General features: G+C 67.2%; 21 protein-coding genes and 5 pseudogenes. 9 read left to right on the forward strand and 17 right to left on the reverse strand.

Annotated elements, in window-relative coordinates; translation table 11 throughout:
* Both QP181_RS11165 and mutY read right to left on the reverse strand, forming a co-directional pair.
* A complete protein-coding gene (locus tag QP181_RS11165; protein WP_333928551.1) occupies positions 1-1353 on the reverse strand; it encodes a serine hydrolase domain-containing protein in 1353 nt (450 codons plus the stop codon).
* Positions 1350-2399, reverse strand: coding sequence for an A/G-specific adenine glycosylase (gene mutY, locus QP181_RS11170; protein ID WP_333928552.1), 1050 nt, complete (start codon positions 2397-2399; stop codon positions 1350-1352). The genes QP181_RS11165 and mutY overlap by 4 nt, the downstream gene beginning before the upstream one ends.
* 26 nt (positions 2400-2425) lie before the next feature.
* Between mutY and QP181_RS11175 the strand changes: the two genes are divergently transcribed.
* The 7 genes and pseudogenes from QP181_RS11175 to QP181_RS11205 all read left to right on the forward strand — a co-directional run bounded on the left by QP181_RS11175 (position 2426) and on the right by QP181_RS11205 (position 11291).
* On the forward strand, positions 2426-2989 hold the full coding sequence (locus tag QP181_RS11175) for a DUF721 domain-containing protein (RefSeq protein ID WP_133030250.1): 564 nt from the start codon (positions 2426-2428) through the stop codon (positions 2987-2989).
* Between the two features lie 123 nt (positions 2990-3112).
* Positions 3113-3652: a DsbA family protein gene (locus QP181_RS11180; protein WP_333928553.1), complete on the forward strand. Its 540-nt coding sequence runs from the start codon at positions 3113-3115 to the stop codon at positions 3650-3652.
* A gap of 174 nt (positions 3653-3826) precedes the next feature.
* A complete protein-coding gene (locus QP181_RS11185) occupies positions 3827-4420 on the forward strand; it encodes a thioredoxin domain-containing protein (protein ID WP_333928554.1) in 594 nt (197 codons plus the stop codon).
* Positions 4421-4708: 288 nt separating this feature from the next.
* Positions 4709-8090, forward strand: a pseudogene (locus tag QP181_RS11190) (chromosome segregation SMC family protein).
* A 33-nt stretch (positions 8091-8123) separates the two neighbouring features.
* On the forward strand, positions 8124-8300 hold the full coding sequence (locus tag QP181_RS11195) for a hypothetical protein (RefSeq protein WP_333928555.1): 177 nt from the start codon (positions 8124-8126) through the stop codon (positions 8298-8300).
* A 221-nt stretch (positions 8301-8521) separates the two neighbouring features.
* Entirely contained in the window at positions 8522-9766 is a 1245-nt protein-coding gene (locus QP181_RS11200) for a putative DNA modification/repair radical SAM protein (RefSeq protein WP_333928556.1), read from the forward strand.
* Positions 9767-9906: 140 nt separating this feature from the next.
* Positions 9907-11291 (forward strand): annotated as a pseudogene (locus QP181_RS11205) (UdgX family uracil-DNA binding protein).
* 124 nt (positions 11292-11415) lie between these two features.
* Here QP181_RS11205 and QP181_RS11210 read toward each other — a convergent pair.
* Positions 11416-12213 carry an aldo/keto reductase gene (locus QP181_RS11210; RefSeq protein WP_333928557.1) on the reverse strand — a complete coding sequence of 266 codons (798 nt, stop codon included), beginning with the start codon at positions 12211-12213 and terminating at the stop codon, positions 11416-11418.
* 80 nt (positions 12214-12293) lie between these two features.
* On the opposite strand from QP181_RS11210, the gene QP181_RS11215 reads away from it, so the two are divergent.
* Positions 12294-12926 (forward strand): DedA family protein, encoded by a 633-nt coding sequence (locus QP181_RS11215; protein ID WP_333928558.1) that lies wholly within the window; start codon positions 12294-12296, stop codon positions 12924-12926.
* On the opposite strand, the gene QP181_RS11220 is transcribed toward QP181_RS11215, so the two are convergent.
* The 13 genes and pseudogenes from QP181_RS11220 to QP181_RS11280 all read right to left on the reverse strand — a co-directional run bounded on the left by QP181_RS11220 (position 12923) and on the right by QP181_RS11280 (position 22052).
* Positions 12923-13624, reverse strand: coding sequence for a DJ-1/PfpI family protein (locus QP181_RS11220; protein ID WP_333928559.1), 702 nt, complete (start codon positions 13622-13624; stop codon positions 12923-12925). The genes QP181_RS11215 and QP181_RS11220 overlap by 4 nt on opposite strands.
* Before the next feature lie 931 nt (positions 13625-14555).
* Positions 14556-14774 carry a hypothetical protein gene (locus tag QP181_RS11225; protein WP_333923225.1) on the reverse strand — a complete coding sequence of 73 codons (219 nt, stop codon included), beginning with the start codon at positions 14772-14774 and terminating at the stop codon, positions 14556-14558.
* Positions 14775-14839: 65 nt separating this feature from the next.
* Positions 14840-15376 (reverse strand): demethoxyubiquinone hydroxylase family protein, encoded by a 537-nt coding sequence (locus QP181_RS11230; protein WP_132735992.1) that lies wholly within the window; start codon positions 15374-15376, stop codon positions 14840-14842.
* A 150-nt stretch (positions 15377-15526) separates the two neighbouring features.
* Positions 15527-15856 (reverse strand): annotated as a pseudogene (locus QP181_RS11235) (disulfide bond formation protein B); the annotation flags it as partial.
* 20 nt (positions 15857-15876) lie between these two features.
* Positions 15877-17274: pseudogene (locus QP181_RS11240) on the reverse strand (S41 family peptidase).
* 307 nt (positions 17275-17581) lie between these two features.
* Positions 17582-17923 (reverse strand): murein hydrolase activator EnvC family protein, encoded by a 342-nt coding sequence (locus tag QP181_RS11245; RefSeq protein ID WP_333928560.1) that lies wholly within the window; start codon positions 17921-17923, stop codon positions 17582-17584.
* Positions 17923-18753, reverse strand: coding sequence for a hypothetical protein (locus QP181_RS11250; protein ID WP_333928561.1), 831 nt, complete (start codon positions 18751-18753; stop codon positions 17923-17925). Before QP181_RS11250 ends, QP181_RS11245 begins: the two co-directional genes overlap by 1 nt.
* Positions 18753-19175, reverse strand: a complete 423-nt coding sequence (locus QP181_RS11255) for a 23S rRNA (pseudouridine(1915)-N(3))-methyltransferase RlmH (protein WP_060526522.1) — start codon at positions 19173-19175, stop codon at positions 18753-18755. Before QP181_RS11255 ends, QP181_RS11250 begins: the two co-directional genes overlap by 1 nt.
* A gap of 29 nt (positions 19176-19204) precedes the next feature.
* Complete coding sequence (rsfS, locus tag QP181_RS11260; protein ID WP_131583613.1) at positions 19205-19612, reverse strand: ribosome silencing factor; 408 nt, start codon at positions 19610-19612, stop codon at positions 19205-19207.
* Between the two features lies 1 nt (position 19613).
* Positions 19614-20226, reverse strand: a pseudogene (locus tag QP181_RS11265) (nicotinate-nucleotide adenylyltransferase).
* Complete coding sequence (locus QP181_RS11270) at positions 20223-20507, reverse strand: type II toxin-antitoxin system RelE/ParE family toxin (protein WP_333928562.1); 285 nt, start codon at positions 20505-20507, stop codon at positions 20223-20225. Before QP181_RS11270 ends, QP181_RS11265 begins: the two are co-directional and overlap by 4 nt.
* Complete coding sequence (locus QP181_RS11275; protein WP_333928563.1) at positions 20504-20758, reverse strand: hypothetical protein; 255 nt, start codon at positions 20756-20758, stop codon at positions 20504-20506. The genes QP181_RS11270 and QP181_RS11275 overlap by 4 nt, the downstream gene beginning before the upstream one ends.
* A 31-nt stretch (positions 20759-20789) precedes the next feature.
* Positions 20790-22052, reverse strand: a complete 1263-nt coding sequence (locus QP181_RS11280; RefSeq protein WP_333928564.1) for a glutamate-5-semialdehyde dehydrogenase — start codon at positions 22050-22052, stop codon at positions 20790-20792.
* A 77-nt stretch (positions 22053-22129) separates the two neighbouring features.
* On the opposite strand from QP181_RS11280, the gene QP181_RS11285 reads away from it, so the two are divergent.
* Positions 22130-23239, forward strand: a complete 1110-nt coding sequence (locus tag QP181_RS11285; protein ID WP_333928565.1) for a DUF3667 domain-containing protein — start codon at positions 22130-22132, stop codon at positions 23237-23239.
* A gap of 157 nt (positions 23240-23396) precedes the next feature.
* Here the strand turns inward: QP181_RS11285 and QP181_RS11290 are convergent, their stop codons facing one another.
* Positions 23397-23774, reverse strand: coding sequence for a hypothetical protein (locus QP181_RS11290; protein WP_277984408.1), 378 nt, complete (start codon positions 23772-23774; stop codon positions 23397-23399).
* Positions 23775-23828: the final 54 nt, after the last annotated feature.

Genomic DNA, 23828 nt, shown 5'->3' on the forward strand with positions numbered 1-23828 from the left:
TCATCGGCGCAACCTCGCCGCATCCTGGAGCAGCGCCGCGACCACCTGCTGGCGGAGCGGTATCCGGTCCGCCGGGAAGTAATTGACCATCACGTTGCCGCGCGAATGCTTCGACGGATCGACCCATGCGATCGTGCCCGCCGCACCACCCCAGGCATAGGTCCCCTTGCCCGGCCCGTTCGGCGTGGTGGCCAGCACCACCGATCCGCCCGCGCCAAAGCCCATGTTGCTGCCCTGCGTTCCCCCGGTGCCGCCCCCGACCCCACCGAACACCACGCCCGCCGGCAACAGGTTCGACGTCGCCAGCGCAATCGTCTCTGGCTTCATCACGCGCACGCCATCAAGCGTGCCGCCGTCCTGGATCATGTGCAGGAACCGGTCGTAATCGCGCGCCGACATCACGAGGCCCGCGCCGCCATACGGGAAGCTCGGCTTCTGCAGGAACACCGACGTCGCCGCCGGATCGAGCGGCGTCCGCGTGTCGCCGACGAACGCATAGTTGGTCGCCAACCGCCCGACCTCGCTCTGCGGCACCTGCCAGAAGCTCGATCGCATCTTGAGCGGATCGAACACCCGCGTCTGCACGAACCGCTCGAAGCTCATGCCGCTCGCGACCTCGATAACGCGCCCCATCACGTCGAGCCCGATCGAATAGCTCCACTTGGTGCCGGGGTCCGCGATCAGCGGCAGCGTCGCGACGCGGTTGGCGAATTCCTCCAGCGACTTCGGCCGGACGGGTCGCATCTTCGTTTCCATGTCGGCATTGACCGACAGCGGCAGGATCCCGAGCCGCTCATATTCCTTGAGCAGCGGCCCCTTGGTGACGATCGTGTAACCGAGCCCGGCGGTATGCGTCAGCAGATTGCGGATCGTGACCGGCCGCGTCGCCGGCCGCGTGGCGAGCGACGTGTCGGGGCTGGTCGCGACCTTCATATCCTTGAACGCCGGGATATACTTGCTGACCGGATCGTCGAGGTTGAGCTTGCCGTCCTCGACCAGCATCATCGCCGACATGCCGGTGATCGGCTTGGACATCGAATAGACGCGCCACAGCGAATCGGGGCCTGCCGCCGGAGCATTGGGGTCGTCGCTGATCTTGCCCGCCGACGGGAACAACGTCGGACCGTCGCCGGCGCCGAACGCACCGACGATCCCCGGCATCTTGTCCTGCGCGACGAGGCTGTCGAACAGCGCGGACGTGGCAGGCAGCAGCGCGTTGACCGGGATCGTCATCCGCGGCGTCGGCCGAGCCTGCGGTCTCATTTGCGGACGCGGTTGCGCCTGCTGGGCATAGGCCGTGGCGGCGGCCAGCGCGGCAAGTCCGCCCGTCGAAATCCAGTGCACCAGTTTCATGCAGCTCTCCGTATGGTCTTGCCGGCCTTGGCGAAAACGGTCGGGAGCCCGGCAGTATCCAGCTCGTCGATCGGCCACCATTCGCTTGCCGTTGGAACGCGCGGTTGATGCGCCTCGACCGTTGCCACCGCAAGCGTCAGTTGCAGATCGAAATGCGTAAATCCGTGTGCGACGGTGACGTCCAGCATTCGCCAATCCGCCTGCGCCGGCGCGTCCTCGAAACCGGGTGCGGCCTCACCCCAAGGCCCGGTCGGAAACGCCCGCATCCCGCCGAGCAAACCTTTGTCCGGCCGCCGCACCAGCAACACCTGCCCGTCGCGCTCCAGCCAGAATATCGTCCCGTACCGCTGAGGCTTGGCCGCCTTCTTCGCCTTCACCGGCAACCGCTCGGGCGCGCCCTGCGCAAAGCCCTCGCAAAACGCGCGGATCGGACACAGCAGACATTTCGGCGCGCGCGACGTGCAGATCCCCGACCCCAGATCCATCATCGCCTGCGCGAAATCCCCCGCCCGAGCATCTGGCGTAATCGAATCCGCCGCCACCCGGATAGCAGGCCGCGCAGCCGGCAAAGGCGTCTGGATCGCGAACAGCCGCGCGACCACCCGCTCGACATTCGCATCGACCACCACGGCCCGCTCGCCAAACGCGATCGCCGCCACCGCCGCGGCCGTATAGGCACCGAGCCCCGGCAAAGCGCGAAGCTCCACCTCGGTCCGCGGAAACTCTCCGCCATGCTCGGCCACCACGGCCTTCGCCGCCTTCACCAGATTGCGCGCCCGAGCATAATAGCCAAGCCCCGCCCAAGCCGCCATCACATCGGCGTCATCCGCCGCCGCCAGACTCGCGAAATCCGGCCACCGCGCGGTCCACGCGAGAAACCGCGGCGTGACGGCGGCCACCGTCGTCTGCTGCAACATCACCTCGGACAGCCACACCCGGTACGGATCGACCGCCTCGCCCGGCTTCGCGCGCCAAGGCAGGTCGCGGCGATGCGCGTCATACCAGTCGAGCAGGGCCCCGGAGACCGAAGAGCGCTTGGCGTTCACGCGTCGCCTATGGCATGGGATTGCGGATGAGCAAGCCGCCCGTTTCTGTGCCTAAATCTGCGACGCCCAAGCCGGCGACGAAGCGCATTAAAGGCAGGACCGATCCAGACGCCCCGCGCGAGAACCGATCGCGCGCCGTCGCCGAGCTGTTGCCCGCGATCGGCGGCGCGGCATTCCGGCGATTCGGCTTCGTCCAGTCGTCGATCGTCAGCCGCTGGCCCGAGATCGTCGGCGCGAAACTGGCCGGCGCGAGCATTCCCGAATCGATCCGCTTCCCGGTCGGCAAGAAGCAGGACGGCGTCCTCACCCTTACCGTCCGCGGCGCGCACGCCCCCATGATGCAGCACATCGCCCCCGAAATCATCGAGCGCGTGAACCGCTTCTTCGGTTATGCAGCGATCGTGAAGGTCGCGATCCGCCAGGGCGAGGTCGCCGCCCCCGTGCCGCGCAAAGCACCGCCATCGATCCGCCCGGTCCCCGTCGATCTCGGTATGAGCCTGAAGGGCATCGCCGATCCGGAACTGCGCGCCGTCCTCGAATCCCTCGCCGCCGGCGTCGCCTCGACGCACGGCCTTCCCAGGATCACCTGATGCGCGTCCTCTTTGCCGTCTTCGCCCTCTTCCTGCTGACCGGTGCCGCGCCCAAGCGCGACTGGTCGCAAACCGCCCGCGTCCTCCCCTCGGGCGCGTACCTGATCGGCAACCCCGCCGCGCGTGAAGCTCGTCGAATACGCCAGCTACACGTGTTCGCACTGCGCCGATTTCTCGGTGAAGTCCGAACCGGTATTGAAGCGCCAGATGATCGCGTCGGGTTCGACCAGCCTCGAAGTCCGCAGCTTCATCCGCGACCGGCTCGACCTTGCAGCAGCGATCCTCGCGCGCTGCACCGGCCCGAAAGGCTTCTCCGCGACCTCGTCCGCGATCTTCGCCGCACAGCCGCAATGGCTCGAGCGCGGGATCGAATACCAGCAAGGCAACGCCGCGCGCCTCGCCATGTACCCCGCCGCGGCCCAGATCCGCGCCAACGCCGACGGCTCCGGCCTGACCGCGTTCGTAAAGGCGCGCGGGCTCTCGGATGCGGCGATCAACGCGTGTTTCGCCAACCAGCCCGAGATCGACCGCATCGTCAAACTGACCGCCGACGCGCCGAAAGAAATCGACTCGACGCCGACCTTCTACCTCAACGGCAAGATTGTCCCGCACGTCGGCTGGGAACAGCTAGAACCCGCGCTCCGCAAGGCCGGCGCCCGTTAATTCACGTGATCCACTGGAGTAACCCGATGAAGTTCCTGACCACGCTCGCCGTCCTGCCGCTCGCGCTCGCCGCCTGCTCGAAGAACGATTCTGACCGGCAACGTCGACCAGCCCGCCGCGGCGCCCGTTGCCGCCGCTGCCGCCCCCGCCGGCCAGAACTGGACCGAGACGGTCGTGAAGACCCCCGAGGGCTATCTGATGGGCAACCCGAACGCGCCGATCAAGCTGGTCGAATACGGCGCGCGCTCGTGCCCGACCTGCGGCGCGTTCGGCCGCGAGGCGTACAAGCCGCTGACCGAGAAGTACGTTTCGACCGGCAAGGTGAGCTTCGAATTCCGCGACTTCCTCGTCCATGGCGCGCCCGACGTCGCGCTGACTTTGCTCGGCCAGTGCGGCGGCGTCGCGCCGTTCTTCCCGATTCTCGAGCAGATGTACGGCAACCAGATCGCCTTCCTCGACAAGCTCCAGGCGATGACCCCCGACCAGCAGAAGGCGCTCGCCAACCAGCCGCCGACGGTCGTCGCGACCAAGCTCGCCGAACAGATGGGCGCGATCGATTTCGTCAAGCAGCGCGGGATCCCGGAAGCGAAGGCGCGCGCATGCCTCGCGGATCAGAAGCAGCTCGAAGTGATGGCCAAGCCGACCGAGAATGCGATGCAGGCGGGCACGGTCACGGGCACGCCGACGTTCCTGATCAACGACAAGAAGCTCGATCAGGTCGTGAGCTGGGACCAGATGGAGAAGGCGCTGAAGGCCGCTGGAGCGTAAGGGCGACCGCTTCTGAAGAAGGTAGACGGCAACCTAACCCACCGCACCACCCCGGCGGAGGCCGCGGCCCAGTTGGGGGACGTCGCTGATCAGCGCTGCGTTCGGTTACTGCCACCTCTCCAACTGGGTCCCGCCTCCGCCGGGGAGGTGGAGTTTGGACTAACGGCAGCGCCTTCTTGTTCTCCCGCGAAGGCGGGAGCCCAGTCTGGGTCCCCGCCTTCGCGGGGACACAAGGTTGAGGGCTCCGTTCGCGATAGGATCCAACTTTAGTCGTCGGGGGGCGCAAGAATGCAGATCAAGCGCCTCCGCATCACCGGCTTCAAGAGCTTCGTCGACCCAGCCGACCTCCGCATCGAACCCGGCCTCACCGGCGTCGTCGGCCCGAACGGCTGCGGCAAGTCGAACCTCCTCGAAGCGCTCCGCTGGACGATGGGCGAAGCCAGCGCGAAATCCCTGCGCGGCGCCGGCATGGAAGACGTCATCTTCGCCGGCACCGCCACCCGCCCCCCGCGCGACTTCGCCGAAGTCTCCATCCTCGCCGAAATCGCCGGTGACGAGCGCGAAATCGTCCGCCGGATCGAACGCGGCGCCGGCTCCGCCTACCGGATCGACGGCCGCGACGTTCGTGCAAAGGACGTCGGCCTGCTCTTTGCCGACGCCGCCACCGGCGCGCACTCGCCCGCGCTCGTCAGCCAGGGCAAGATCGGCGCGGTCATCGCCGCCAAACCCGCCGACCGCCGCGCGATGCTCGAGGAAGCCGCCGGAATCGCCGGCCTCCACGTCCGGCGAAAAGACGCCGAGGGGAAACTCCGCGCCACCGAAGCCAATCTCGCCAAGCTTGACGAGATCATCTCCGACCAGGACGCGCGCGCCGCCACGCTGAAACGCCAGGCCCGCGCCGCCGAACGCTACCGCCTCATTTCCGCGCAGATCCGCGTCGCCGAAGCGCGCACAGTGTTCGCCCGATGGCGCGAAGCCGCTACCGCAGCCGACGCTGCCAAAGCCGAAGCCGCCGCCGCCGAAACGCGCGTCCACGCCACCACCGAAGCCGAACGCGCAGCTGCCGCCAACCAGCATTGCGCGATCGAAGCCGTCTCAACAGCCCGCACCGCAGCGCTCGCCGCGCGCGACTTGGTCGGCGACCTCGCCCACCGCCTCGCCGCGCTCAAGACCGAGAAGGCCAGCGTAGAGCGCAGGATCGCCGACCTCGCCGACGCCCGCACCCGCATCGCCGACGACCGCGCCCGCGAAGGATCGCTCGCCAGCGACGCCGCCGCCGCGCTTGCCCGCCTCGCCGACGAAGCCAAGACGCTCGACACCGCGATCGCCGATGCCACCGCCGCGATCCCCGATCTCGACGCAGCCCTCGCCGAAACCGAACGCAGCGCCCGCGACGCCGAAGTCTCCCTCGCCCAGGCGCTCGCCACCCAGGCCCGCGACGCCGCCGAAGTCCGAGTCGCTAGCGCAGCCCTCGCCGCCGCCCGCACCCGCGCCGACCGCGCCGACCGCGACGCCGCGCAGATCGCCGCCGCCCTCCGCGCCCTCGGCGACCCTGTTCCGCTAGCCGCAGAGCGCGAAACCGCCGCCGAAACCCGACGCGGCGCGACCGCCGCCGCAGCGTCCGCCCGCCAGGCCATCATACAAGCGGACACCGACGAAGCCGCGGCGACTAGTGCGCGAGACGCCGCCGAAACCACCCGTGCCATCGCCCGCGCAGACCTCGCCGCGATCGACAGCGAAGTGACCGCGCTCACCAAGGCAACGCAGCGCAACGGCCGCGATCGGCTGCTCGACCATGTCTCCGCCAGCACCGGCTACGAACGCGCACTCGCCGCAGCACTCGGCGACGATCTCGACACCGGCCTCGATGCATGGGCCGGCGCCAAGCCCCGCGAAGACGACCCCGCCGCGCCCGCCGGTTCCGAACCGCTCGCAAAGCATGTCGACGCGCCCCCGCTCTCGCCCGCAGGCTCGCGCAGGTCTTCGTCGTCGACACCGACGGCCAGCAACACCTCGCCGTCGGCCAGCGCATCGTCACCCGATATGGCCGACTCCGCCGCTGGGACGGCTTCACCGCAACCGGCACCGGCGCGGCCGCCGCCGAACGCCTCGTCCGCCGCAACCGCCTCGCCACGCTCCAAGCCGCCCGCCCCGCCGCAGCCAAAGCGCTATCCGAGGCCGAACGAACCCGCGCCACGATCGACGAGCGGATCGCCCAGGCTAGAGGCCAGTCGCAAACCGCGCGCCGCCCTGCAACGCGCCGAAACCACCGCGCGCGACGCTATCCGCCAAGAGGACCGCGCCGCCGCCGCGCTCGAACGCCTCGCCACCCAGCGCGCAGACCTCGACGTCCGCGCGCACCGCATCGCCGACGACGTCGCCGACGCGCACGCCGACCGCACCCGCGCTGAAGCCGCGATGGCCGCTGTACCCGACGGCACCGCCAACGCGCGTCAGGTCGCCGCGCTCCAATACGATGCCGAATGCGCTCGCGCCGCCGTCGCGCAGGCCCGCGCCGATCGCACCACGCTCGACCGCAGCATCGCCACGCACCGCGAACGCCTGTCCGCCGCGCAAGCCGACACCCGAAGCTGGCGCGCGCGCCGGTGAAGCCGCCAAGCGCATCGCCGCCATGGACTCGCGCGAAACCACGCTCGGCACCGACCTCGCCGCGATCGCCGCTCGCCCCACCACCCTCGACGCTGAAATCGAGACGCTCGACGCCGAACACCAAAACGCGCGCACAACCGCCGACGCGCTCCTCGCCACCGAGCGCACCGCGGAGACCGCCGCCCGCACCGCCGACGACGCCCACCGCGCCGCCACCGAAGCGCTCGCCGTCGCCCGCGAAGCCCGCGCCGGCGCGATCGCCCGCGTCGAAAACCACGAAGCGCGCCGCCTCGATCTCGGCCGCCTCTCGGGCGAACGCTTCCAGTGCCCCGCCCCCGTCCTCCCCGAACGCCTCGGCTTCGCGGTCGCCGACGTCCGCGCGCCAACCGAAGAATCCTCCACGCACGACCGCCTCGCCACCGACCGCGAGCGGATCGGCCCGGTCAACCTCGTCGCCGAAACCGAACTCGCCGAACTCGAAGACTCCGCACGGGGCAACGCGGTGGAGCGCGACGAACTCGGCCAAGCCGTCAACCGCCTGCGCGGCTCGATCGGCACGCTCAACCGCGAAGGCCGCCAGCGCCTGCTCGCCGCATTCGAAGCGGTGAACGGCCATTTCCAGCGCCTCTTCACCACCCTCTTCGACGGCGGCGCCGCGCATCTCGAATTGATCGACTCCGACGACCCGCTCGAAGCCGGACTCGAGATCATGGCGCAACCGCCCGGCAAGCGCCTCCAGTCGCTCACCCTGCTATCCGGCGGCGAGCAAGCGCTGACCGCGGTCGCGTTGATCTTCGGCCTGTTCCTTACCAATCCCGCTCCGATCTGCGTCCTCGACGAGGTCGACGCGCCGCTCGACGACGCCAATATCGAGCGCTTCTGCGACCTGCTCGACCGCATGTCGCGCGACACCGACACACGCTACCTCGTCGTCACGCACAACGCCGTCACGATGAGCCGCATGCACCGCCTGTTCGGCGTCACGATGATCGAACGCGGCGTCAGCCGGCTGGTCTCGGTCGACCTGCAAGCCGCGACCGGACTCATTGCAACCGCGTAGGGAGACAATCCCCGTTCGCGACGTTGACCCTCGATGTTCCTCGACGAATCCAGCATCTGGCCACGCAAGGAGGACCTGCCTCCACGCAAGCCCGTGTATCGGCACGAGAAGGCGCTGACCCGCCTGATCTTCGTCTATCTCTTCGTGTTGCTGCTCCTGCCCGTCAGCCTCGGCGGCATGGTCGACCTGATTCGCTACATGTTCGACTGACTGATCGCTGTCCTACACGCCCCGATCCTGACAGCGTTCCGACGCTTCGATTGCAAGACTTTCCTACCCAAGAAACCGGCCCTCGCGAAAACGCTCCCAGCGTCTGCACTTTCTATACTTCACTCTGCCGCCATGACCGAGAACCGCCCCGTATCAGCGACATAGCTACAAGTTGATCTCCATCACTCGACACTCCTTTTCGCGGAACGTAAGACGAACGAATGGCCCAACTCGACACCCGTGAAAAGCTCGAGATCCTCGCCGATGCCGCCAAATACGATGCGTCCTGCGCATCGTCGGGCACGACCAAGCGCAATTCGAAGGACGGCAAGGGGCTCGGTTCGACCGAAGGCATGGGGATCTGCCACGCCTATGCGCCTGACGGCCGCTGCATCTCGCTACTGAAGATCCTGCTGACCAACAGCTGCATCTTCGACTGCCATTACTGCATCAACCGCAAGAGCTCGAACGTGCGGCGTGCGCGCTTCACGGCAAAGGAAGTCGTCGATCTCACCATCGCGTTCTACAAGCGCAATTATATCGAGGGCCTGTTCCTCTCCTCCGGCATCATCGCCTCGTCGAACTATACGATGGAGCAGATGGTCGAGGTCGCGCGGAGTTTGCGCGAGGACCATCATTTCCGCGGGTACATCCACCTCAAGACGATCCCCGACGCCGATCCCGAACTCGTTCACCAGGCCGGGCTGTACGCCGACCGCGTCTCGATCAATGTCGAACTCCCGACCGCGAACGGCCTGAAGCGTCTTGCTCCCGAGAAAGACGGCGTCCGCATCGAAACCGCGATGGCGGAAGTGAAGGCCTCGATCATCGACGGCAAGGACGCCAAGGCCAAGTACAGGTCCGCGCCGAAGTTTGCCCCGGCCGGCCAGTCAACGCAGATGATCGTTGGAGCGGATGCCGCGACCGACGGCGACATCGTCCGGAAGGCGTCGACCCTGTACGACCGCTTCGGCCTGCGCCGCGTCTATTATTCAGCGTTCAGCCCGATCCCCGATGCAAGCGCGGTGCTACCGCTGCAACGCCCGCCGCTGATGCGCGAGCACCGGCTGTACCAGTCCGACTGGTTGATGCGCTTCTACGAATTCCAGCCGCACGAGGTCGTCGCCGCCGCCGACGACGCCACCGGCATGCTCCCGCTCGACATCGACCCCAAGCTCGCCTGGGCACTGAAGTTCCGTGGGTCGTTCCCGGTAGACGTCAACCGCGCCCCCCGCGAAATGCTCCTCCGCGTCCCCGGACTCGGCGTAAAGGCAGTCAACGGCATCCTCACCAGCCGCCGCTGGCGCCGCCTGCATTTGGCGGACATCGCCCGACTGACCGTGTCAGTCGCCAAGCTCCGTCCCTTCATCGTCGCCGAGGATTGGCGCCCGGTAGTCTTGTCGGACCGCGCCGAACTCCGCCCGATCGTCGCCCCAAAACCCAAGCAAATGGAAATGTTCGCGTGAAGCCGACGCATTCCTCCCCGTGCCGGGGAGGGGGACCGCGACGCGCAGCGGCGGGGTGGAGGGGCTCACCACCGCCGATACGCTCGTGGAAGCCCCCTCCACCAGCTTCGCTGGTCCCCCTCCCCGTGCCGGGGAGGACTATGCGCGTCGTAACCCTATCCGAACCCGACGACTTCGACGGCTGGCGTGACGCCGCGCGTGGCCTGATCGCCGAAGACGTCCCCCCGACGACGTCGTCTGGCAAGTCGGCGACGAACCCGTCGACCTGTTCGCAACCGTCGCCGAACCCGCCCCCGCCCCGCCCCCCGGTGCGTTCTCCGTCCCACGCGCCTTCATTGACCTAGCCCGCAGCGCCATCCTCGGCAGCGACCCAGAACGGTTCGCCCTGCTCTACACGCTGCTTTTCCGCCTCCGCCGCGAACAAAAACTGATCGAGGACCGCGCCGATCCGCTCGTCCGCAGGCTCGACCGGATCGCCAAGGACGTTCGCCGCGACATCCACAAGATGCGCGCATTCCTCCGTTTCCGCGAGGTCGAGGAGGACGGCACGACGCGCTTCGTCGCGTGGTTCGAGCCCGATCATCACATCGTCCGCGCCAACGCCGCGTTCTTCGTCAACCGCTTCGCTAGCATGCGCTGGTCGATACTGACGCCCGAGGTGTCGATCCACTGGGACGGCAAGGCGCTCAGCGAAGGCCCCGGCGCGAGTAAGGCGGACGCACCCGATGGCGATCCGACCGAGGAAGTCTGGAAGACCTATTACGCCAGCATCTTTAACCCCGCTCGCGTGAAGATCGGCGCGATGCTGAAGGAGATGCCGAAGAAATACTGGAAGAATATGCCCGAAACCGCGCTGGTGCCGGGCCTGCTGGCGGCGGCGCAGGCGCGGGAGAGCGGGATGATTGCGAAGGCGCGCGATACGGTCGGTGGCAATAGTCAGATCGCGTGGGAAGCGCTGCGCGACGAGGCCGCGGGGTGCACGCGCTGCCCGCTCTACAAGCCGGCAACGCAGACCGTGTTCGGCGAAGGCCCCGTCGACGCCCCGCTGATGTTCGTCGGCGAGCAACCGGGCGACCAGGAGGATATCGCCGGCCGCCCGTTCGTCGGTCCCGCCGGCCAGATGTTCGACAAGGCGATGGCGGAAGCGGGTGTCGATCGCTCGCGCGCGTACGTCACCAACGCGGTGAAGCATTTCAAGTTCGAGCAGCGCGGCAAGCGGCGCATCCATGCCAAGCCTGGGGCGGGCGAAATCGACGCATGCCGCTGGTGGATCGAGCAGGAGCAGATGCTGATCAAGCCGAAGGTGACGGTGGCGCTGGGGGCGACCGCAGCGCGGTCGTTGTTCGGGAAGGTGATGACGATCGGGCGCGAGCGCGGGCGGGAGTTGCAGCTGCCGGATGGGGGTGAAGCCTGGATTACGGTGCATCCGAGCTATCTGCTGCGGCTGCCGGATCCGGCGCAGGCTGCGGAGGAATATGCTCGGTTCGTCGAGGATTTGAGAGTCGTGGGCGGGCGTATCGGTTGATCCTCCCCGGTACGGGGAGGGGGACCAGCGCAGCTGGTGGAGGGGCTCACCGCGGGCGTACCGTTCGTGGAGAACCCCCTCCACCCCGCCGCTCCGCGTCGCGGCCCCCCCGTGCCGGGGAGGATTACATGCTGTTCGGTTCTGGGCCGGGGCGACCGGCAGGATCGTCGAGCGCCTCGATCGCGGTCATGTCTTCGTCATCCAGCGTCAGGTCGAGCGCTGCGAAATTGTCCGCGAGATGCTCGGCGTCCGAGGCCTTGGGGATGACCGAGAAGCCGCTCGCCAGATGCCATGCGAGGATCACCTGCGCGGCGCTACTGCCATGTTTGTCGGCGATGCGGACAATCGCTTCGTCCTGTAACAGAGTCTTGCCCTGGCCCAGCGGGCTCCAGCTTTGCGTCACGATGCCATGCGCCTCGTGATACTTGCGCTGGTCGCGTTGCTGGAAATTGGGGTGGAGTTCGATCTGGTTGACCGCCGGGGTCACACCGGTCACGGCGACGATCGCATCGATGTGTTCGGGGAGAAAGTTCGACACGCCGATCGACTTGGCTTTCCCTGAATCGCGTAGGGCGATCATCGCCTTCCAGGCTTCGACATACTTGTCCTGCTTCGGCACCGGCCAGTGCATCAGGTACAGGTCGACCGTCTCGACACCGAGCAGCGCCAGGCTCTCGTCCATTGCTGCCTCGGCGTCGCCCTGCCGGTCGTTCCAGAGCTTTGTGGTCAGGAACGCATCCGACCCCTTGTAGCCGTCGCCGACACCGCGTTCGTTCTCGTAGATCGCAGCGGTGTCGACTAAGCGAAAGCCGATATCGAGCCCGGCGCGGACGATCGCCGCGGCCTGGCTGTCGTGGATCTGCCACGTACCCATGCCGAGCTGGGGCATCGTGCGACCGTCGTTGAGTGTAAGATCTGTCATATGGCACCAGCGAACGAACCGCGTGCCGGTTCCGATTTTGGGCTTCCCTTCGTCGCCCGGTTCGCGCAATCGACCGAGCCATGTTCGAAAAGATTCTGGCCGTACTGGCCACCTTCACGATCGGCGTCATCTCCTCAGGTGGCTATGTCGGCATCGCATTGCTCATGGCGATCGAGAGCGCGTGCATCCCGCTGCCGTCCGAAATCATCATGCCGTTCGCCGGCTATCTCGTCTCTACCGGGCGGTTCGACCTGTATCTCGCCGCCACCGCGGGCGCGATCGGGTGCAATCTCGGTTCGATCGTTGCGTACGAGATCGGCAAGCGTGGCGGGCGGCCGATGGCCGAGCGTTGGGGCAAATACCTGCTGATCGGTCCGGGTGAGCTCGATGCCGCCGACCGGTTCTTCGCCCGATGGGGCTCGATCGCCGTGCTGATCGGGCGTCTGCTGCCGGTGATCCGCTCGTTCATCGCCTTCCCCGCCGGCGTCGCGCGGATGAAGCTGGTGCCGTTCCACATCTACACCTTCGTCGGGTCGTGGCCGTGGTGCTTCGGGCTTGCCTGGGTCGGCATGAAGCTCGGCGATAAGTGGGACAGCGATCCGCGCGTGAAGGCGGCGTTCCACAGTGCCGACCTTCTGATCGGCGTCGTGCTGATCGCGCTGGTCGGCTTCTATATCTGGCACCGGGTGCGCGGGCTGAAGCGTCACCCTTAAGTCTCTCGCGGGCAACCCCGGCGCTTCGCCAGAGCGCGCAGATCGTCGTCGCGCGTCGGCACAAGCTGCGCCGTTCCCCGCTTCACCGCTTCGAGGATGTCCGGGTCGGCCTTTTCGGGCGAGCCGCTATCGAACGGTGGTGCCGGATCATATTCGAGGCTGAGCTGGACAGCCTTCGCGTGCGCCTCGCCGCGGATCATCGCGGTCAGCGTCAGCGCGAAATCGATCCCCGCTGTGACGCCGCCGCCGGTGACGCGGTTGCGATCCACCACGGTGCGCGCGTCGACCGGGATCGCGCCGAACAGCGGCAGCATCTCGCGCTGCGCCCAGTGGCACCCGGCGCGGTAGCCGTCGAGCAGTCCCGCCGCCCCGAGAATCAGCGAGCCGGTGCAGACGCTCGTCACCCAGGTCGCGTCAGCACCGACCGCCTGCACCCACGCCATCGCTTCGTCGTCGGCGATCACGGCGTTCGTCCCGAAACCGCCGGGGACGCAGAGAATGTCCGCGCGCGGCACGTCGGCGAAGGTCGCGGTCGGCAGGATCGAGAAGCCTGCGTCGGTCGGCACCGGGTCGAGCGTCTTCCACACGAGATCGAGCCGCGAATTGCCGAGCCGCGACAGTACCTGCGCGGGGCCGGTCAGGTCGAGCTGCGTCACGTTCGGGAACAGCAGGAAGGCGATGCTCAGCGGTTCGTTCATACTGGCGTTCCTAGCGGGAGGAGCTTTGGTGACGGTCGGCGAGAGTGCGGTTCTCTATTGGTTAAGTCGTTGCAAAGCGGGATTTATCGGACGCCGAACGGGTGAAGGGTCCGAGTGAAGTGTAGGAAGTATAGGCGCTCGCGCGGAATCTTTCCGACAGGAGACGCGCTTCGGCGGGCGGTTTGGAGGATCGCGCTAAGGAAGGCTGCAAACGTGATCGGCGCATCCTGTCATGTCCCGCCCTTTTAGGACAGTCAGGGCTCCGAGAGGCTTGCGGGCGGGCGTCAGGCAAACGGCCACCCGGCGCGCGGGCGCACGGGGTCGATGCTTGGGTCTGCGGAATAGCGGCGCGAGTCTACGGGGCGACCGTTCGGGTAATGGACCGTCGTGCGGGGCTGGCGTGACGCACATGGTGAAATACCCCAGCTTTCGCTGGGGTGACGAGTTAAGTTTTCAGGTCGGGGTTGGGTTGGGTTGGGTCGGGTCGGATCGGGTCGGATCGGCTCGAGGCCAAGGTAATCAGCCGCGAGAAGCGGATGGGCGTAAAAGTAAGAACCGCTCCCCCAGCCCGTCATCCCAGCGAAAGCTGGGATATCGTCGTGTCGGTCCCGACGCGCGCCGAAAGCTCAGGGAAGAACCGGCACCTCCGCCGCCCGCGTCTTGTTTTCCAGGCGGGATTCCCTGACCCGTTGGCCGAAGCATCCCGTCGCGCCACCCGCGCCGACTGCGGAGCAGCTGCCAATCGTGTTGACGCCCGAGCCGGCGTCCATCGTACCCTGTGCCTTGGTCGCCCAGCTGGCGTTTTCGGGGGTGACGACGAACTCGCGGAGCTCCTTCGGAACGCGGTATTGCTCTTGCGCGCTGCGGCGGACGCAGACGACAATCTCTTCGCCGTTCTGGTTGGTCGGGCAGCGTTCATTGCCGAACAGCGTCAGGACGCCGTTGATCGGCGCGTTGCGCGAGACCTGCGGGGGGCGACGACCGGCTTGGGCCTGGCGGTCGCGCCGGGAAGTGCGGGGGCCTTGGCGGGCGGCTGCGCGAGGGTGGGGCCCGTATTGGCACTGCCCGTATTGCCATTGGAGGTCGGCGGCGCGGTCTGTGCGACTGCGGGGCCGGCGACGAGCAAGGCCGCCACAAAAAGCATCTTCATACGCATCACTCCCACGCGTTCGTTCGGCTTGTTATAGTCGCTCGGCCTGAACCGTAGCCGTCCGCCTAGATCCGTTTGGCGGTTGCTATCGCGACCTTGCAGCCGAGCCGGATCGCGGCGCTCAATACCGGATAGCCCGGCGTTTCCTCAGCCCCCGCAGCAATCGCGGTCGCCTTGTGTTCGAGTTCCTCGGCCTGGAAATCCAGGATCGCTGCCGATAGCTCGGGATCGGTGGCGCCAAGCTGAACGAGCTGTTCTTCGTAATGCTTGTCGATCTCGGTCTCGACCGCGGCCGTGCACGCCATCGCCGCACGCGGGCTGATCGCCGCGGTAACCGCACCGAGCGCGAAGCCGGCGACCTTCCAGATCGGTTGCAGCACCGTCGGGCGCACGCGGCGCTCGACGATCATCTTGTCGAAAAACGCGCGGTGGCGTTCCTCCTGCTGCGCCATGTGATGGATCGAGCGCGACGCCGGGTGACGGTCGCCGAGCACGGCCAACTGTCCCGCATAGATGCGGATCGCGCCGTATTCGCCGGCCTGGTCGACGCGGATCATCGAATCGGTGGCCCGCTTGGCGTCTCCTGGCTTCCAGCCGCTCATCTCGTCTTCCTCATGAGTGCGAATATGGTGAACGCACCGGCGAGGGAAAAGATGGCGTTGAAGCCGGCGAGCGAGATTCCGAACAATTTCCACTGGGGCGAGATCACAGCGCACCATCGGCGCGTTCATGATCGCGGCGAGGCGCTCGGCGGCAGTGGTGCCGGCCATCGAGACGGTCGTGGTGCAGGCGGTGAAGCCGTTCCACCAATGATATTCGACGCCGGCATGCGCGACGCCGATCAGCCCACTAAGGCCGATCAACAGCCCGGCGATGATCACCAGCGAGGCGCGCAACGACCGCCCGGGCACGAAGAACGTCGCGCCCGCGATCAGCACCGCGGAATAATGCGGCCAGCGCTGCCAGTGGCACATCTCGCACGGGTACAGGCCGCCGAGATATTGCGAGCCGAGCGCGCCGAGCAGCAGGAACGCCGGCAGCAGCAACGCGATGGCGCGGGCGATCTCTTCGTTCTTGGTCATGCCCAACCCGCGACGCACGCTCACTTGTTGGGCACCTTGGCAGCATCGGCGGCGGCGGTCGGATCAGGCTTGATCGGGCGCGGCTTGGTGGCGGCGGCGACCTGCGTCGCCCCGCCGAGACGCGCGACGGTCTTCAGCGCGTAATAGAGCTGGAAGTCGTCGATGCCCTGCTTCTTCAACTGCTCGGGCGTCTGCGAGAAACGGGGGTCAGTCTTGGTATCCTCCTCGAGCACCGCGTTGTCGGCCTTCACCTCGTTGATCAGATGCTTGCGCAGGTCGGCCTCGCGGAACACAGGGCGCGACTTGTAGTCGGGATCGGTGAGCTGCGGCACCTTGATATCGGGCTCGATCCCGCCCTCCTGCACCGATCGGCCGGACGGCGTGAAGTAGCGCGCGGTGGTCAGGCGCAGCGCGGTCTCGGGGCCGAGTTGGAGCACGGTCTGGACCGAGCCCTTGCCGAAACTGCGCTCGCCCATGATCAGCGCGCGGTGGTGATCCTGGAGCGCGCCGGCGACGATCTCGGAGGCGGACGCGGTGCCGGGATCGGTGAGGACGACGACCGGGAGGCCGTGCGCGTCGTCGCCGGACTTGGCGTAATAGCGCTCGATATCGGTCTTCTCGCGGCCGCGTTGCGAGACGATTTCGCCGTGATCGAGGAACGCGTCGCTGACTTCGATCGCCTGGGTCAGGAGACCGCCGCCGTTTTCGCGGAGGTCGACCACGTATCCGAGCGGGCGGTGGCCAAGCGACTTGTCGATCGCCATGATCGCCGCGCGCGTGTCGGCGCCGGTGTTCTCGCTGAAGGTGTTGATGTTGATATAGCCGACGTCGCCGCGGACTTCCCATTTCACCGGCTTCTGGACGATGATCTCGCGCATCATCGTCACGTCGAGCGGCTTGTCGCGACCGGGGCGGACGAGGCCCAAGGTGATCTTGCTGCCGGGCTTGCCGCGCATCTTGCCGACCGCCTCGTCGAGCGAGATCGCCGTAAATCAGCTTGCCATCGATATGCGTGATGTAGTCGCCGGACTTGACGCCCGCGCGGGCGGCGGGGAGTCTTCCTGCGGGGAGACGACCTTGATCGCGCCGTCTTCCATCTGCACCGTCAGGCCGAGACCGCCGTAATTGCCCTCGGTCATGATCCGGAGGTTTTCGTAGTCAAGCGCGTCGACATAGCTGGAGTGCGGATCGAGGCTGGCGAGCATGCCTTGGATCGCGCCCTTGATCAGCGTCTTGTCATCGACCTTGTCGACATATTCCGCCTTCACGCGGTTGAAGACGTCGAGGAACTGGTCGAACTCGCGGTACGTGTCGGTATCGACCGCCGCCATCGCCGAGGTGGCGAGCGGGATCAGCGTCAGCGCGCCGACGATCGCCGTCGCGGTAAGGATCGGGGTACGCAGTATAGGACGAGGCATCGATGGTCCTGCAACCTGAGAAAAGACGTGTCGTACGGTCGTGACGGCGTAGCGTAGCGCAACGCTGGCGGCAACGCGCGCGGAGTGAAGGCGGGTTGGGGTTAATGAGGGCTGACTGGAGGGGCTTGGTCGTTAACGATCGCGTATTGGAAGATCCTCCCCCGCAAGGGGGAGGTGTCGCCGAAGGTGACGGAGGGGGAGGACACGGAACAGGCGTTGCTCTTGCCTCCCCCTCCGTCTGGCAAGTGCCAGCCACCTCCCCCTGGCGGGGGAGGATTGAAGCGCGGCCGCCCATTGGGTTCGTCGGTCAGCGCGATCCTATCAACGAAGCGACGTCGACGGGGCGACCTTGGCGGCGGAGTTCGACGGTGATGCGCGAGTCTTCGCGCGGGGCGGTGCCGAGTGGGGCGCCCATCGTCACGCGGTCGCCGGGCTTTGCGGAGGTTGCAGCGAGCCCGGTGACGAGGCTGGTCCAGCCATCGGCATGGTCGATGATGACGATGACACCGTAGTCGCGGAAGCGGCGAGCGTAGCGGATCGTCCCTGCGGCGGGGGCGACGACGCGCGCGGGGGCGGTGGCAAAGGTCAGCCCGCGCGACCGGACGCCCGAGTCAGAGATTTCGTCGAAGCCGGTGACGAGCCGACCCACTACCGGGGTGCGGTACACACCGATCGGGGGCCAGGTGGCTTCGCGCCCGGTGCGATCGGTCGGGGGATCGGGCCGGCGAGCGCGATCAGGGTCGCCGCGGTCGCCTTCGCGTTGGTCGTGGCCGCCATGCCGTCGACGAGATCGCGCGCGCGTTCGCCGAGCGCCAGCGCGCGGTCGGACTCGCTGAGCGCTCCGCGGCCGAGCGATTGACTGCGCTGACGGTGCCGAGCTTCCAAGTTGGCCAGTGCTTGGCGGTCGCTTTCCAAGCGCGCGCGGCCATCGGAGAGCGCCTTGGCCGCGAGCGTTGCGCTGGCCTGCAAACGGCGCGTCTCCGCGAGTTCGGTGCGGACGGCTTCGGTGCGCTGACGGACGACGGGCAACGCGCTGCCGAGTACCGCGCGGACATGGACGAGGTCGTCGACCGACCCCGGCTGCGCGACCGCGACGATCGTCGGGCGGCGGGCGAGCGACTCCAGCCCGGCGAGCAATCGCGCGACGGGAGCTTGCGCGCGGCCGAGTTTGGCGCGCTGATCGGTTAGCAAGCGCTCGACCAACGTGACGCGCGCGCTGGAGGTAGCGAGATTCGCCTCGGCGGCCGTCACGCGCGCGGCAAGTGCCTGCTCCTCGCGCCGCGCCTTGTCGGCGGCGTTGCGTTCTTCCGTCGCGGCAGCGGCGAGCTTGGCGGCGCGGGCGGTGGCAATTACGGCATCGCGTTTTGCCGCGACCAGGCGTTGCTGCTCGGTCGCCAGCTCGGGCGCGTCAGTCTGTGCGGTTACGCCCGCCGCCGCGAACAGCGCCGCGATCGCCAAGACGCCCCTGCCCTCATGCATCACCCTTCGCGGTGATACGGGTGATTGGCAAGGATGCTGGTCGCGCGGAAGAGTTGCTCGGCGAGCATCGCGCGCGCGAGCAGATGCGGCCAGGTCGCGCGGCCGAACGAGAAGAGCAGGTCGGCCTCGTCGCGCGCCGCATCATCGAAGCCGTCGGCGGCCCCGATCATAAACCGCGCCTCCCGCACGCCGTCGTCGCGCCAGCGTTCGAGCTTCTGCGCGAACTGCGTCGACGACAGCGTCTCGCCCTTCTCGTCGAGCAGGATGCGCTTGGTCTGCTCGCCGACAAGCGGGATCTTGCCGCCGGTGTCGGGGAGCTCGCTGACCTTGGTCGGCCAGACGATCCGCTTCAGATAGCGGTCGACGAGGTCGGCCTCGGGCGAGCGCCCGATCCGACCACGGGCGACGATGTGGAGCAGCATGATCGGACCTGGGGCCGCCTCTGGGTCGGTTAGTCTTCGTCGGTGAAGGTCGGCACGGGCGGCGGCGTCGGTGCGTCGCCGAACGCCCACATCCGCTCCAGATTGTAGAAGCTGCGGACTTCGGGGCGGAACAGGTGGACGATGACGTCGGTCGCGTCGATCAGCACCCAGTCGGCGGTCGGCAGGCCTTCGATCTTCACCGGACGCTTGAACTCGGCCTTGATCCGCTCGGCCAGCTTCTGCGCCATCGAGGCGACCTGGCGGGTCGAACGACCGCTGGCGATCACCATGTAATCGGCGATGCTGGTCTTGCCCGCGAGCGGGATCGAGATGGTCTCGACCGCCTGGTCGTCGTCGAGCGACGCGAGGATCAGGCGATGCAGCGCCTCAACCTCTTCGGGGTCGGTCGCGCGAGGGGCAGTAGGGGAAGTGGCCAAGTCAGCTCCTGGGTAAGACTACCGGACCAGCAACATGCTGAACCCAGTCGGGATTTTTGGCACGCAGGCCGGTTGCGGAGGTCGGGTCGGGTCGGAAGCGCAACAGCACGACGGCCGGCAATCTCCACGTCGTCCAGCTCTTCGCATGGTCTGTGCGCCGTTGGAAGCGCCGCAGCCAACCCATCGCGGGGGCCGCGAGGGCGCGCCCGTCATATCCCGGACGCGCGATTACCGCAATCGGAACCTCGCGGGCGATCTGGCGCCAGTTCTTCCAGCGGTGGAAGTCGGCAAGATTGTCCGCGCCCATCAGCCAGATGAAGCGGATTTTCGGGTAGCGCCGCTTAAGCTTGCGGATCGTGTCGAGCGTGTAGCGGGTGTGGAGCCGCGCCTCGATATCGGTCGCACGGATCGGCGCACGGCGGGCCATCGCGCGCGGAGGCGAGACGTGCGGGGAGCGGTGCCATGTCGTTGGCCGCGTCCTTGAGTGGGTTGCCGGGCGATACCAGCCACCACGCCTCGTCGAGCGCGAGCGCGTCGATCGCGCCCAGCGTGATTCCGCGGTGGCCGCGGTGCGCGGGATTGAACGACCCGCCAAGGATGCCGACGTGGGTCATGATTCGTGTGGCGTGTCGCGGCGCGAATGCATCACGCGAACGATATCGACGCCGTCCGGCATGGGACGATAGAGGATGAAGTATTCCGTGCCACGAATGGACCATTTCAGGACTTCGCCTGCGAACGCCGGCCCAAGATAAGGACTGTCGGCCAACAGCCGGGCAGCGTCGATAGCGCTTGCGCCGACCCTGCGCGCGAAGTCCGGTGAACGGTCCTGAAAATAGCGGTCGATATCACCCAGGTCCGCAAGTGCCGAGGCAGGCCAGATACTACGCGTCACTCGGCCGCTATGTCGCGGTGCCGCGCCTCGAACCAGGCTTCGACCTGTTCCTGCGTGTAGACGCGTCCGGCATCGATATCGTCGAGGCCCTCCTGGACGAGGGCCGCGAGTTCGCCGTCCTTCCGCGTTGCAGTCTCTACGGCCGACTTCACATAGTCGGTCACCGACATCCCACGCCAAACCGAGGCGGCCTGCAACGATGCAAGTGTCTCCGCATCCAGGTCGATGGTCAGAGGTTCGGACGTCTTCATGCCGGGAGGGTATGCCCCTTGAGCATCACGATCAACCGCGCACCTGGCCGGTGCCGCGGCCGATCCATTTGTAGGTGGTGAGGCCTTCGAGCGCGACCGGGCCGCGGGCGTGGAGGCGGCCGGTGGCGATGCCGATCTCCGCGCCGAGGCCGAACTCGCCGCCGTCTGCGAACTGGGTCGAGGCGTTCCAGAGCACGATCGCGCTGTCTACCGCGGCAAGGAAGCGTTCGGCGACGGCGGCGTCTTCGGCGACGATCGCGTCGGTGTGGTGCGAGCCGTGTCGGGCGATATGCGCGATCGCTGCGTCGAGGCCGTCGACGATCGCGACCGAGGCGATCGCGTCGAGATATTCGGTGTCCCAGTCGGCCGCGTCGGCGGCGGCGATCTCGGGAACGAGCGCGCATGCACTTCCGTCGCCGCGGACTTCGCAGCCCGCTGCTGCGAGACTTTGGATCAACGCGGGTGCGTCCGCGTAGGCCCGGTCGATCAGCAGCGTTTCCATCGAACCGCAGACGCCGGTCCGGCGCATCTTGGCATCGGCCACCACCGCCGCCGCCATCGCGGGGTCCGCCGAGGCGTGAACGTAGACGTGGTTGATGCCGTCGAGATGCGCGAGGACGGGCACGCGTGCTTCGGCCTGGACGCGTGCGACGAGGCTCTTGCCGCCGCGAGGGATGATAAGGTCAATCACCCCGTCAGCCCTGAGCATTGCGCCGACAGCCGCGCGATCGGTGGTCGGCACGAGTTGCACCGCCTCGACTGGTATGCCTCCCGCTTTTAGGCCCTCGACCAGAGCCGCATGGATCGCGCGGTTGCTCTTCACCGCCTCGGACCCGCCGCGCAGGATCGCTGCGTTGCCGGCCATTACACATAGCGCCGCAGCGTCCGCGGTGACGTTCGGGCGGCTCTCGTAGATGATGCCGATGACGCCGATCGGTACGCGGACGCGTGAGAGCTTCAGGCCGTTGGGACGGTCGCTGGAGTCGATCAACTGCCCGACGGGATCCGCGAGCGCCGCCACCGCCGCCACGCCGTCCGCCATCGCCGCCACGCGCGCCTCGTCCAGCCGCAGCCGATCCAGCAGTGCGCCGGACAGACCAGCGTCCGCCGCACGCGTCATGTCCTCCGCGTTCGCCGCAACGATCGTCGCCGATGCTGCCCGGATAGACTCCGCCGCCAACGCCAGCGCCGCAGCCTTCCGCGCTGACGGCATCGACGCCAGCACCAGCGCGGCAGACCGCGCGCGGCGCCCCATTTCGGCGATCATTTCGGTCGGATTTTCTGCATCGGCCATGGTCCGCGCGGTAGCATGCGAAGCCCCTCGCGCCAACGCCGCGAACTCGTTACGCTACCGATATTACAGGGGGATTCATGACCGGAGATATCGGAGCAGCGGCGGACATCGCCACGGGTGCCCTAGTCGGGCGCGCGCTCGAACCGAAGGCGGGGGACGCCCATGGTGCGCATACCGGCAACGGTCCGGAGGGCGCGCTCTGTCTCAATTGCGGGACACGATTGCTGGGCGAGCATTGCCACGCCTGCGGCCAATCGGCACACGTCCACCGCTCGCTCGACGGGATCGGGCATGAAATCGCGCACGGCGTATTCCACTTCGAAGGCAAGATCTGGCGGACCTTGCCGCTGTTGATCCTGCATCCGGGGATGCTCACCCGCCGCTACGTCAATGGCGAGCGGGCGCGGTTCGTGTCGCCGCTCGCGTTGTTTCTGTTCACCGTCTTCCTGATGTTCGCGACGATCGGCGCGGTCGGCGGCGAGATGACGAAGGACTTCCTCCAGGACAAACACTCCGGGAAGACGTCTGATTATGCGCACGAGGCGGCGAAGGCTCGCGTCGCGCTCGACAGGATCGAGGCGCAAAAGGCGGCAGCAGTGAAGGCGGGTGCGACCTATTCGGGAGCCTCGATCGCCGCCCTCGACCAGCAGGCAAGCGCGCTTCGTACCACCGTTCGCGCGCTTGGCGTGGCGGCGGATATGCAGAACGGTGTCGCCTACGGCACGGTCGTCGATCTCGGCGACTTCCAGACCGGTTGGGAACGGCTCGATCACGGCATTGCGAAGGCGAACGGCAATCCAGGGCTGATGCTCTACAAATTGCAGACCAGCGCCTACAAATACAGTTGGGGGCTCATTCCGCTCTCCGTGCCGTTCATGGCGCTCCTGTTCCTGTGGCGGCGGCAGCATCACCTGTACGATCACGCGATCTTCGTGACCTATTCGCTGGCGTTCATGATGCTGTTGACGATCGTGCTGATCGTCGCGGGGGTGATCGGGGTGGCCGAGGGCTGGATCGTGATGGCGGCGATATGCGTGCCTCCAGTGCATATGTTCGCGCAGCTTCGCGGTGCGTATGAGTTACGGAAGCGGTCGGCGGCGTGGCGGACTGTGGCGCTGCTGACGTTCGCGTTCACGACGTTGCTGGCGTTTATCGTGCTGCTGTTGCTGCATGGGCTGACGGATTAGGGAGGCCATAACGTTTGCATCTCAGCATCCCCGCCCCTTCCGTCATCCCAGTGAAAGCTGGGATATCATTGTGTCGGCCGCGCACTCTCCAACCTGGAGACCCCAGCTGTCGCTGGGGTGACGACTGTATGTGGGTAGCTAGCAGGCCGCAGGAGCCTCAGCGGCAGGGGTACAGGTTCGCCAGGACGCGCGCGTAGCCATCTTTCAGGGGACGTTTCTGGTAGCTAGCGGGGAGTTCGTTCAAGCCGTCGAGCATGTCCATGATGCCGACGGATTCGCCCTCTGGAACGCAGGCGATCGGCGGCTTGCCGGCCGCGGCGCGGGCGGCGCGGTCTGCTTTGAGTTGATTGGTCGCGGCCTTGGCTTCGGCCTTCAGCGCAGGGAGGTCGGGGGACATCAGAGCCATCGGACCCTGGTCGCGGAGCGCGTTGGCACGCGCCAGGAAGGTGCCGACGGTCATCGCCGCGCTCGCCGGCATCGCCACGCCGACCGTCAGCAGCGCTGCGACTACAGCCTTGGAACGCGAATACGACATGGGCGGCCTTTCCGAGAAAAGACCGCCCATAGAGCTACTTAGGTGACTGCCCGG

This window comes from Sphingomonas sp. LR55, from assembly GCF_036856015.1.
Classification (GTDB): Bacteria; Pseudomonadota; Alphaproteobacteria; order Sphingomonadales; family Sphingomonadaceae; genus Sphingomonas.